Raw genomic sequence first — 11,653 nt, 5'->3', positions numbered from 1 at the left:
CGGTGAGGCATTGGAAAGCGTCGTGCCGCCCGTCGCAGTCGCTCATCGAGCGGATCAGCGTGCACTTGTCCATCATCCGGGCCAGCCGCGGCAGGTGCTCGGTGATCTGCACGCCGGCCACGTTGGTCGCGATCGGCTTGAACTCGCCGCGAATCTCGGAAGGGGCATCCATCTTCAGGTCGAAAATGTCCTGGTGCGACGGCCCGCCGGGCAGGAAAATCATGATCACCGCCTTGTGCGACTTTCCCACCCCGGCCCCCGCCTCCGCGCGCAGGATGCCCGGCAGGCTCAGGCCGCCGAGCGACAGCCCGCCGATCCGCAGGAAATCGCGGCGCGATACACCATCGCAGAAGCGGGCGGTTTTCTGGCCGTGGATGGTGAGCATGAGTGGATGGACGGGATCAGAGTAAAAACGGGGATCCCAGGCAGCGGTTGGACCCGTCGATTTTGTCTACGATGGGGAACACCTTAACAGAACCAGTTTCTTAGGCTCCACGCATTGTTTGATTCACGCCGGATCCCGCCCCTCGGGCGGATGGTGGGTGTCTTGACACATGTGAGCGAAGGTGCTATAAGGTAGTCGGTTGTGGAGGGACGGGTCTGGACCGTTCGGAAGGCTGTTGGCAGGGCTGCGAGGAGGAACCTGATTTCACGCGATGCGAACCGTTATTTTCCAATTCAAGGAGCGAGTTGTGCCGTGCCCGGGGTGGCTGACTGCCCCCGGAGCAATCCCACCTCTGCATCCCATCCCGGCCGCGAATTTCACCCCAACTTTACAGAGGAATCGCACTCAATCGCACCCATCAATCATCTCACCCAAACTGCCACCGAGGAGTGCCGTGGCAAGGGCGGCGAGATTCGCTCTGGCGTGTCCCTCCGCCATCTCTCCGCATGGCCTCTTATCTCGCCCAATCTTACAGAGGAATCGCACCCAATCGCACTCATCAATCATCCCACCCAAACTGCCACCGAGGAGTGCCGTGGCAAGGGCGGCGAGATTCGCTCTGGCGTGTCTCTCTCGCATCCCACCAACCGGCCCCCAATCCCACCCGCCTTTACAGAGGAATCGCACCGAATCGCACCCATGAACATCCCACCTGATGCGCGCGAACGCCGGTCCCAATTTGCCGGCAGTCGCCTTCCGCAATCAATGCGGGTCAAGGCCAGTCAAGGCGGCTCAAGCCTCAAGATTTTGCGGAACCACGAGACTCTCCGCGAACTCCGCCAAGACCCGGCTCTGCTCAAATTGCGCCACCCAGGCCCGGCCGGCCTGCCCCCAGGCTTCCAATTGCGCTGGATTGGCCGCCAGCCGCTCCAAGGCCTCGGCCAGAGCTTCGGCCTGGTCGGCACCCACGTTGCACCCGAATACCCCCTCGGAAATGGCGCGGGCCAGGTCGCTATCGGCGTCGGCCACGCTCAGGATCGGGCGCCCGAAGGCCAGTGGGTTCAAGACCTTGCTGGGGAAGAACGCCCGGCCGCTGCCCGCGAGTTGCGAGATGAGGGCCACGTCGGAATCGGCGAGCATATCGCGGTACTCGGCATCGGGCAGGAGCGGGAGCAGGCGGACATTGGCCAATCCCGCAGCCTCGCTCTCGATCAAGTGGCGCTGGGCGCCATCACCGCAGATCACCAGAAAAATGCGCCGATCACGCAGAAAGCGGGCGGCGCGCACCAACACTTGCAAACCCTGCTTCACTCCAATGTTGCCACTGTAGACGGCGAGGAAATCACCGGCGTTAAACCCATGCCGGGCGCGAAAAGCACCGCGCGGTGGCGGCGTTTCGAGGCGGATGCCGTTCGGAAAGTAGACCTGCTTTTCCGCCGGCACGCCCTTCGCCGAAAAGGCCGCGAGCATTCCCCGACTGATGCCGGAGACCCGCCACGCGTGCCGATAGGCAAACGCCTCCACCGCATAAAGCGCGCGGGTAAAGGCATCATCGCGCAACAACCCCACCCCGAGCGCCGCATCCGGCTGCAAATCCTGGACATGAAAGACGTAGCGCGTGTCGCGCAGCAGCGAGACGAGCCACGCCGCCGGGCCGAGCAGCAGCGGCGGCGAAACCGCGATCACAAGATCGGGCCGCGGCCGTGTCAGCACCCGCGGAAGCGAGGTCAGAACGAAAGTCGCCTCGTGAATGATGCGCCGCCACCAGCGCACGCGCGCCGGGACATAGTGCCAGCAGCGGTGCACGGGTACGTCGTTGTGAATTTCGCTGCGCCAGATCACGCCACGATCCTCCGGGCGTTTTCTCCACGCTGGGTAGTAGGGAAAGGTCGTCACCATCTCGACCTCATGCCCGGCGGCGCGCAGGAATTCGCACAGCGCGGTGTTGCACGGGCCGATGCCGGTGGCCTCCGGGGCGTAATTAATGCCCCAGACGAGAATCTTCATTTTGCCGGAGGCGCAGCTCATGGGTCTTGGCCACGCTGAGGAATTCATACATCGCATGCAGCCGCGCAAAATAGTAGCCTGCCCGCCCGTCGAGGAATCCGCGTTGCCACACGTAGACGAAAAGGAAACGCAACAACGGTCGGCACGGCAGATGGCGCGACCACCGCTTCAAGCGCTGGCGCCAGCCGAAGTTGTGCGTCGGCGGGCGGTGCTCTTCGCTCAAAGTCACGTGCGCTTCCCAGCCGGAGTAGACGTTGTGCTTTTCGACGAAGGATTCGATCGTCGGAAACGCGTAGTGGGCCATCTCCGAGCGCAGCCGTCCGATTTTGCCATCCACGATCATCGGCTCGTGAATTTCGTGATCGGCGTGGTGGATGTCCGCATCGGTCAATTGCGCAAAGCGCGCTTTGCGGTGCTGGAAAAAACGCACGATCCAGTTCGGGCGATAGGCGTGGTTCAACCACTGGCCGAGAAACCAAAAGCGGCGGTCGACCTGGTAAGCCGCGCACTCCCCCGCCCCGGTGGCAATGGCGCGCAACTCATCCGCGGCCTCGGGAGGCAGCGTCTCATCGGCATCGATCAGAAAGATCCACTCATGTTTGAAAGCGAGATTTTCGAGCGCCCAATTGCGCTTCTTCGGCCAGCTTCCATTGTATTGAAATTGCACGACGCGCGCCCCAGCGGCCTCGGCAATGGCCGGCGTGCCATCGGTGCTTTGCGAATCGACGACCCAGATTTCGTCCGCCCACGCAATGCTTTCGAGACAGCGCGGGAGATTCGCCGCCTCGTTCTTCACCGGAACGAGAAAACTGACGGGCACCTTGTTCATGGGGCGTCCCCGGCCTGGCGCACGATGCGGGCGGGATTGCCTGCGGCGACACAGCCATCCGGAATATCGCGCGTCACCACACTCCCCGCCCCCGCCACCGCACCGGCGCCGATGGTGATGCCCGGCAGCACAATGGCGCGAGCGGCCACCCACGCGCGATCGCCGAGATGGATCGGCGCGCACGTCATGGGAAAATCCGCCTGCCGATGATCATGCGACGCCGCACACAAATAGGCTCCTTGCGAGACGACCGAGCGCGCCCCGAGCGTGATCGGCGCGACGTTGTAGATCTCCGCTCCGTCGGCCACGCAGGCGTCGTCGCCGAGCGTCAGTTGCCATGGCGCCCAGATGATGGCCCCGGGGTAGACATGGCAGCGGGCGCCGACGCGCGCTCCCCACAGGCTCAAGACCAGCGCCCGCCAAACGTGCAACGGGCGCGGTGTCCAGCGGCAGAGCACGAGCCACGTCACCTTCCAGGCGGCGCGGGCGAGACGGTGCTGAAGCGAAAAGCTGGAAACCATTTAGGAGCGCGGGGGGATCAGGGCGAGGAGGTTCTCCGCTGTGCGACGGATGTCAAACCGTGCGGCAAAGCAGCGCTGGGCCGCAAGGCGCATCACCGCCTGATCGGCGGCCAGCCAGCGCCAGCGCTCGAGCAGGCGGACGGTCCCCTCCAGATCGTCGACCTCGGCAAATCCCGCGCCGTCTTCGACGATCTCGCGCCAGATATTCACCCGTTGGGAAAGCAGCACCGGCACTCCGCTGGCCAGGGCTTCCGCCACGGCAACCCCAAAGTTCTCCTGGTGCGAGGGCAGGACGAAAACTTCCGCGGCGGCGAGCGCCGCCCATTTATCATCGCCATAAAGCGGGCCGGTGAACGTCACGCGCAGACCCTCCGCACGAGCACGCAGATCCGCCTCGAAACGGGCATCGGCACAAGGCCCGGCGAAGACCAGATGCATCGGCGGCGCGACCCGGCGAAAGGCCTCGATGAGCAAGTCGCAACCTTTCTTTTCATGGAGCCTCCCGAGAAAGAGCAGGATCCGTTCGCCGCGCAACTGGGGAAATCGTGCCTCGAAACGGGCGCGCAATGCTTCCGCCGGCTGGGGCGGCGCCGTCGTGCCCAGTGGGATCACGAACTCCCGTTGGGCCAGCCACGGTTGAAATGTCGCGCGTGCGGACCGGCGCTCTTCTTCGCTGGTAAAAACAATACCTGCCGCATCGCGGACTACGCGATGCTCAAAGCACTTCCAGTAACCTGCTTTGCGCGCGTGCCGCCAGGGAAAGGCCTGACGAAACCACGGGTCGAGCATGCCATGGGGAAACAGCCAATAGCGGGCCTCGGTGCCCCGCACCGCCTGTCGTGTTCCGAGTCCCTGCCATTGCCAGAGGCCATGCACGAAGATGCCGGAAAACTTGCTGGCCCGCGCGCGCAGCCAGTGGGTAAACGCAGTCGTCCAGCCGTAATTGCCATGGCCGTAAAAGGCATGCACCGGCACCGGCCACGTGGCCAGGCTGGAGGCATGCCGCGCATCGAGCGTCGCCACTTCGGAAGGCACGTCCATCGCTGCGTGCGCCACGCAAAGCTGACGTACCAATTCGGAGGGGCCACCGCGGGCGGGATCCAATGAACGCACTACATGCAACAACGGCCGTTTCATGCGCCCAGCACCTCCCGGTAGATGGCGAGATACTCGCCGATCATGCGCTCCGTGGAAAAGCGCGCGGCATTCTCGATGCCCGCGCGCACTGCCTCCCCGCGCACCGCCTCATCTTGCGTCAATACTTGTTCGACTGCCACCGCGCCGGCCACCGCATCGTGGGGATCCGCCAGATAGAATGCCGCCGCGCCACCCACTTCGGTCATCGGATCTTTGCCCGTCGTCAGGACGCGACAGCCGCAGGCCTGCGCCTCGATGATGGGCCAGCCGAAACCTTCTTCGAGCGATGGGAAGAGCAACATTTCCGCGCCGGAGTAGAGCGCGGCGAGCGTCTCGTTGTCGACCTCGCTCCGCGCCTCGACGCCGGGGGCCGCGCAAGGCGGGCCGACGAGCAGCAACCGGGGAGCGCGCCGGCCCAGGCGCTCGCACAGGGCGGCATGAATGGCGAGAACGCCGGGCCGATTCTTGTACCATTGGCCGCCGCCCACGTGCAGGAGGTAAGGCTCCGCCGGAATTCCCAAACGCGTAAAGACCGCCGGATCGAATGGTTCGCCGCGCCGACGCTGCGCCGCGGCTTCTGCGACTTCGGCCGCCGGCGCGTAAGGAAAATTCTGCCCCATGTAGGTGACGCTGACGATTTCCGGCCGGTGCCCCGTGAGCCGCAACACATCCCGCCGCGTCGCCTCGGAAATGCAAGTGAGACGACGCGCCCGCCGCAGCCCGGCAAGAATCCAGCGTTGGAGGATGCGCCCCGACCAGCCAGTGCGATTCTGCGGGAATTCGCCGTGCGCCGAGCGAATGGCCAGCATGTCGTTGCAAGTGACGAGATGCGGCCGGTCCACCACGTGTTTCACATACATCGAGTTGGAATGATCGCAGATGTGAACGAGATCCGTCTCCGCCGCCAAACGGCGCAAGCGCGAGGGAAAGAGAAGAAATTTGTCGAGGTAACCGAGCCATTTTCCCAACCCGCTGCCGCTGGGCCGGAGGCGGCCAAAGAAGGGTTCCGGCCGCACCAGATTCACTTCCACCCCGGCGGCGCGCAGGCCTGCGAGCAAGACCGCGGCGAAGCGCAACATGCTCTCCTGGCGATCGTATGAATAATTTGAAACCAGCAGGACTTTCATCACCCTTCTTTCCTCTCGCCATCGCGGTAGAGTCGTTCGGCGTAAGCCGATCGGCCGCGGATCGCCGCGGTCGCCGGCGGCGGTGTCGGAGAGCGTGGGTGCGGCGCCGACTCCACTTCCGATCGCGCGGCGGTCAACGCCAGGCCCGCCGTAAAAACGGCGAAGCCCAGGGTCGTCGGTTGCCCAAACTGGCCGGTGGCCAGATCGAGCCCGCCAGCGCCCACCAGCAACAGCGGCAAAATTCGCCCGCGCCGATAGGCTTGGAGCGCGGCCGCGGTGACGGCCAGCAGCATGCCCGTCCGCAACGCGAGGACGCCGATGCCCAGCACCGCCCCGCTCTCGAGAATCACGCGCTGCCACTCGCCCTCGCCGAGGGAAAATTCACTATAACCGCGCAGGAGAGTCGCCCCCACGTTCGTCCCCACACCGAGGCCCAGGCCGAGAGGGCGCGCGTTGTAAAGTGCCGCACCCGCCGCGACGAAATCCTGGCCGAAGCGCACGATAATCCCCTGTTGCACCCCACCCCCGCCCACGAAACGTTCCCGTTGCACGGCCACCCCTTCCAAAAAAACCGGGGCCAGCCACACCAACCCGACCACGGCCATGACTGCGAGCAAGACAAACCGCACCGCTCCTCTCATTTGCTCAGGCCGTCGAAGCGCAATGTAGAGGACCAGGCTGCACACGATGGTGACGGCAATGACCGCCGTGCGACTGCCCGAAACCCCCAGCGTGAGAGCGAGCGCCGGAATTGCCGCGACGGTCAGCCAGCGCGGATAGGTGCGTGGACCGAGCAAGTCGTCCAGGAGGAAGGCTGTGCTCAGGGCGAGATAAGTCGCCAGGCCTGTCGCAAAAGAAAAGGTGCCCGAGGCCCGCACCTTGCCGTGCGCGGCGTAAAGTTGTGCGCCAATTTCACCTCCCGCGCCGACGTTCCACCACGACATGGGGCCGGCCTTGAACTGCAGCACCGCGAGCAGGGTCATCGGCACGAGGAGCAGCAGCAGGGCGAGGCCCATGCGACGGACATCCTCCGTGCGCAACACGCGCGGCATGAGGAAGGCGAGCGGGAGGTGCAGGAAATCCGCGTGCAGACCATAGATCGTCACCGCCAGCGTGCCGACGCCCGCGAACGAGGCGAGGAAGCAAAGCAGCGCGAGGACGAAATTCCACAAGACGAAACCCGAAACCGGAAAGACACGATCGCGCAGGGCCAGCGCGTAGATGGCGAGGACGACTGGATCGCGCACTATGAGCAGCACGTTCGAAAGCCCCGGCGTGAACCATTTGCGCAGCGCGCCCTCGAAGAGCAGCAACCAGAAATACAGCCAGATGCACCGCCGAATCGCGCCGAGGGAGTTGCTCATGGGCGAACGGGCAAAAGGACATCGATCCCGGCGATGATGCGCCGGGTGTACTCCGCCCAGGAACGCGCCGCCGCCATCCGCCGGGAAGCTTCGCGCATGGCCGGCAAGTCGCGGCGATGATCGGCAAACCACGCGATGCGTTCGGCAAGGGCCGCTGGGTCGCGAATGGGAACGAGCCAGCCCGTTTCACCGGGGACGACGAGGTCTTCGCCGCCGGCATTCGGCGTCACGAGCAAGGGCAGGCCGCGACTGAGCGCCTCCTGCTGCACCAGGGCGCGCCCCTCGACGATGCTGGGCAGAACGAGCACGTCGCAGGAGTCCATCAAGGCAAGCACCTGCCGGTGGGGGCGGGTCGGTTCGTGGCGAAAATGCGGCCAGGCATCGCGATAGAATGACAGCGAGGCGAGCGGCGTGCCGAGCACGGATAGTTCGACGTCCCGGCGATTGAGCAGGCGCAGCGCGGCGAAGAGATCGGCGAGGCCTTTGCGCTGAGTCATGGTGCCGGCGAAGAGCAAGCGCAGCGGCCCATCATCGCGGCGCGGGGTCACATCCGCCGGAAGCGCCGGGGAACCGAATTCCGCAACGATGCTGCGGGTGCCCGGAGGCAGGCTGGCCTGCACAAAACGGCTGGGACAAACGACCAGGTCGGCGAGACGAATCTCCTCGGTCTTGCGCTCCAGCTTCTCCGGGGAATCGCCGGGCGCCTGGAGCGTGGACGCCCAGGCCGGCAGCCGCGCCGCTTCTTCACGCAAAAGGCGCTGGGTGGTTTCCCAATAGGCGATGGGCAATTCGTAGCTGCGCGGCAGACCGCGCTCGCGAGCGGCCCGAAATGTCGCCAGCGCTCCATCCTCGTAGCAATAGACGGCGCGGGCGTCACCGAGATCGCGGGACACCGTGGCGTCGAGTGCCCGACAAACGGCGTCGATGCCGAGCGGGCCATGGTCATCGCGCCAGCCGAAGCGCTGCGCCGCCAGGCGGGCCAGCTCCCGCCACGGATGGCGATGCAACAGGGCGGACGGCAATGCGACCGCGCGGCGGCCGAACGCGATGGTGGTGTGAAAGGCGGCCAGACGATCGGCGCGATGCAAGCCTTCCGCAAGCGCGCGGGTGAAGGCATTGACCGTGGAATGACTCAGCAGGATCATCGGTGAGCCGCCTCTTCGAGGACTCGCAGGTAGTGCGCGGCCACTGCCGACGCGGTGTGGTTCGCGAGGTGGGCGGCAGCGCTCTTGCGATAATGCTCCAGGCCCCATTCCGAGGCGAGCAGCCGCTCGATCCAACAGGCCGCATCGTCCACGTCCTCATGGAGAAAGGTGGCCCCCGCCGCGCCGATGGCACTCGGCAGACCGCCGCAATCCGCGCCGAGGGCGACGCAACCGCAGGCGATGCCCTCGAGGGCGACCAGGCCAAAAGGCTCCTGCCAGCGGGATGGCACCACGATGATGAGATGGCGATTCAGCAAGGCTACGACGTCGGGGCCGGTCTTCAGCCCGGCAAATTCGATCTGCGCTTCCAGGCCGAGTTGCTTGCATAATTGACGCAGCGCGGGTTCTTCGGGCCCACGACCGATGACGGTGAGACGCGGGGTAAACCCAAAATCCCGCAACCGGGCGAGGGCCCGAAAGAGCAAATCCACGCCTTTGTCGCGAACCAGGCGCCCGAGGAAGACGAGTTCGCGGTCGCGCACCGCCGTGGGATCGCAACGGAAAAGGTCGTCGCGATACGGGTTGCCGATGACGACGACGGGCGCGGCGATCTGCTCGCGCATGGCGTCGCTCACCGCAATATTGTGGGCCCATCGGACAACGAGAATTTTCAGCCGATCACGCCAGCCGATGGTGCCGTCGACCCGGGTGATCCAGGTGTGATGCGCAACCACCCACGGGCGGCGCACGAAAAGCAGCGGCCAGGCAGTGCGCAGAGAAATATTGTTGTGAAAATACACGTCGCACCACTCCACCAAGCGCATCAATTCCGCCGGTCCCGGACGACGATAGATGGGGAAAGGAAAGGCCGTACCGTCGTCCTCCCGGGTCTGTGTGACGATGCGCACTTGATGACCTTCGCGGGAAAATTCGCGCGCCAGGATTCGGCTGACTTCCTCAATGCCACCCACGCTGGGATGGAAAAAATGGGAGGAGAGCAGGATCTTCATTGCGGGCGCACCGCTTCCCAGTCGGTGAGGAATTGATCCACCACTTCAAGCTTGCGCAATTTCGGCGGCTGCCGCTGGGCAGCAGACAATTGCGCGGGCAGATTCGCACTCATCTTCATGAGCAGCGGCGTCTCGGCAGGTTCATCCGGCAAACCGGCGTACTGCACATCGTCGCGATTGACGATGACCGGCAGTCCGCAGTCGAGCATGGCAGCGACGCTGGCGCTCTTGCCGATGAGCGCCCAAGGTGTAGTCGCCACGCCGAAATCGGCGGCGGCGAAAATGTCCGCGATGGCTTGCGGAGACAAATGTCTCCCGCGCAGGAAATTGAAATCCCGGCCCCACTCGTTTTCCAGCCGTTCCCAGAGCGTCGCTCCCGCACCGATCTCCCCGAGATGGCAGAGCGTGATCGAACGCCGCAGCGTGCGCAGATGGGTGAAGAGCGGTTCCGGCGGCCATACGGGATGCAGTGTGCCAAAGAAGACGAACGTCAGCGAATCGGTATCGCGGGGCTTTTCCAAGACCGGCAGTGGCAGCGAACCGAACAGCGGGAGGCGCCCGGCGGGAATGCCGTGCCCGCGCAGGAGCTGGACGTAGGCGGAATTACTGGTGTGGACGACGCGGACATCGAGGGCGCGGAGGATGGCAAGCAATCCACGCCGTTGCATCCAGCCGAGCACTCGATGCTTCCAGGCCGCGCCACATTCCTCGCCGAGCCAGAGCTCGTGGAGAAAGACGTGCACCGGCCAGCCAATCAGTAAAGCCAGAACGTGTGACGCGATGCGTCCGACGAGTCCGCGCGGATGAAAGCCGAAGGCCACGAATTGCAGGCTCACCCAATCGGGAGAGAAATCCTCCAGCCGGCGGCGGGCACGCGCGCAACGCTCATCCCAGCCCAGGGACGACGGCAATCGCATTAGCCCTTCGGCTTCGATCACTTCGCCCGCGTGACCGTCGTTGAGCGCAATCCGTGTCACGATATGGCCGCGGTGTGCACACTCCTCGGCCAGCAGTGACGTATAGTCGCCGACGCCATCGCGCCCGGGTTCGAGGCAACTCGTGACGAAGGCGATTCTCATGATGCGGAAAGCAAGTTCCCGAGGATGGGCCACGCTTCCTCAGGCGTCCAGATTTCGGGATGCCCCGGGCCGCGCCCGAGCACGCGGGTCTCGGGATAGGCCCATTGGGCAGCATGTTGGGCGGCATCTTGAAAGTACCCGCCGAGCAGGACGAGGCAGGGTTTGCGAAACGCTGCGGCGGCGTGCATCGCCATGCTGGAATTGCCGACGACAGCGCGGGCGCCGGCGATGAGCGCGAACGTTTCGCGCAGGCTGTGTCGTGCGGTGCGATCTTCCACGTGCGGGCGGCCTTGGGCGAGAGCAGCGCCCGCGGCAGAGTCGCGAGGGCCGCCGATGACGATCACGCGCTGGGCCGCAAGTCGATCCACCAAGGCGGCGAAATGCGCCAGCGGCCAGCATTTTTCTGCAAAGCCACCGCCGGGAGCGACTACAATGGCGTCGTGCTTCGGCGGTGGCGTGGGGAGATAGATTTGGGGGCGGTTTTCCGGCAGATGATTGGCGCCGAGCAATTCAGCGAGACGCAGCGCGGCGTGGCCAACGTGCTCATTTTCATTGAAAGCAATCGATTGCTGCGCGGCGGATTGGCCGCCCGCGTAACCACGGACGCCGAGACGCCAGGGAATACCGGCGCGCATGAAAAGCAGCGAGCCTTGCAGACTGCCGAGGACATCAATGCCGATGTCGCATTTGCGCTGGGCGAGCGCCGCCGCCTCGCCGGAGCCGGCGATGTAGCGCCAGGCGGCGGCGATGTGCTGTGGTTTGATCTGGCCGTTGTGCCAGGGCGCGTTGAGCGGCAGGATTTCGTCGACGTAGGGGTTATCGCGCAGCACGTCGAGGTTCCAGGAACCGATCCCGGCAATGATTTTTGCGCCGGGAAAGCGACGGTGCAAGGCTTCGAACAGCGGCGAAATGACGAGCAGATCGCCGATGTCGTTGTTGCGCAGGACGAAGATCGAACCCGGGTTCTCGGGGGCGCGCGTCGCCCGCGGCGCAACCCGGCTGGCGAAATAGCAGACGGTCTCGATGGCGTTACGCTTCCAGGACATATC

The 11,653-nt window shown here is 64.8% G+C and carries 11 protein-coding genes; all 11 read right to left on the bottom strand.

The genetic code is table 11. The features are described from left to right. Positions 1 to 385 (bottom strand): DUF1501 domain-containing protein (locus ABJF10_RS06260; protein ID WP_348543674.1); only part of this gene is annotated, 385 nt, incomplete at its 3' end. 792 nt (positions 386 to 1,177) lie between these two features. Then, positions 1,178 to 2,392: a WcaI family glycosyltransferase gene (locus ABJF10_RS06255; RefSeq protein ID WP_348543673.1), complete on the bottom strand. Its 1,215-nt coding sequence runs from the start codon at positions 2,390 to 2,392 to the stop codon at positions 1,178 to 1,180. After that, positions 2,367 to 3,221 carry a glycosyltransferase family 2 protein gene (locus ABJF10_RS06250; protein ID WP_348543672.1) on the bottom strand — a complete coding sequence of 285 codons (855 nt, stop codon included), beginning with the start codon at positions 3,219 to 3,221 and terminating at the stop codon, positions 2,367 to 2,369. Before ABJF10_RS06250 ends, ABJF10_RS06255 begins: the two co-directional genes overlap by 26 nt. After that, entirely contained in the window at positions 3,218 to 3,742 is a 525-nt protein-coding gene (locus tag ABJF10_RS06245) for a DapH/DapD/GlmU-related protein (RefSeq protein ID WP_348543671.1), read from the bottom strand. Before ABJF10_RS06245 ends, ABJF10_RS06250 begins: the two co-directional genes overlap by 4 nt. Further along, positions 3,743 to 4,783 carry a glycosyltransferase gene (locus tag ABJF10_RS06240; RefSeq protein WP_348543670.1) on the bottom strand — a complete coding sequence of 347 codons (1,041 nt, stop codon included), beginning with the start codon at positions 4,781 to 4,783 and terminating at the stop codon, positions 3,743 to 3,745. A gap of 92 nt (positions 4,784 to 4,875) precedes the next feature. Further along, positions 4,876 to 6,006, bottom strand: coding sequence for a glycosyltransferase family 1 protein (locus ABJF10_RS06235; RefSeq protein WP_348543669.1), 1,131 nt, complete (start codon positions 6,004 to 6,006; stop codon positions 4,876 to 4,878). Continuing rightward, complete coding sequence (locus ABJF10_RS06230; protein WP_348543668.1) at positions 6,006 to 7,370, bottom strand: hypothetical protein; 1,365 nt, start codon at positions 7,368 to 7,370, stop codon at positions 6,006 to 6,008. The genes ABJF10_RS06235 and ABJF10_RS06230 overlap by 1 nt, the downstream gene beginning before the upstream one ends. After that, positions 7,367 to 8,515 (bottom strand): glycosyltransferase family 4 protein, encoded by a 1,149-nt coding sequence (locus ABJF10_RS06225; RefSeq protein ID WP_348543667.1) that lies wholly within the window; start codon positions 8,513 to 8,515, stop codon positions 7,367 to 7,369. The genes ABJF10_RS06230 and ABJF10_RS06225 overlap by 4 nt, the downstream gene beginning before the upstream one ends. Further along, positions 8,512 to 9,525 (bottom strand): glycosyltransferase family 4 protein, encoded by a 1,014-nt coding sequence (locus ABJF10_RS06220; protein WP_348543666.1) that lies wholly within the window; start codon positions 9,523 to 9,525, stop codon positions 8,512 to 8,514. The genes ABJF10_RS06225 and ABJF10_RS06220 overlap by 4 nt, the downstream gene beginning before the upstream one ends. Next, complete coding sequence (locus tag ABJF10_RS06215; protein ID WP_348543665.1) at positions 9,522 to 10,604, bottom strand: glycosyltransferase; 1,083 nt, start codon at positions 10,602 to 10,604, stop codon at positions 9,522 to 9,524. The genes ABJF10_RS06220 and ABJF10_RS06215 overlap by 4 nt, the downstream gene beginning before the upstream one ends. Further along, complete coding sequence (locus ABJF10_RS06210; protein ID WP_348543664.1) at positions 10,601 to 11,650, bottom strand: glycosyltransferase family 9 protein; 1,050 nt, start codon at positions 11,648 to 11,650, stop codon at positions 10,601 to 10,603. The genes ABJF10_RS06215 and ABJF10_RS06210 overlap by 4 nt, the downstream gene beginning before the upstream one ends. Positions 11,651 to 11,653: the final 3 nt, after the last annotated feature.

The organism is Chthoniobacter sp. (genome assembly GCF_040003245.1).
In the GTDB taxonomy this organism is placed as follows: Bacteria; Verrucomicrobiota; Verrucomicrobiia; order Chthoniobacterales; family Chthoniobacteraceae; genus Chthoniobacter.
The sequence above is the reverse complement of the archived record's forward strand: the minus strand, read 5'-3'. Positions and strand labels throughout refer to the sequence as shown.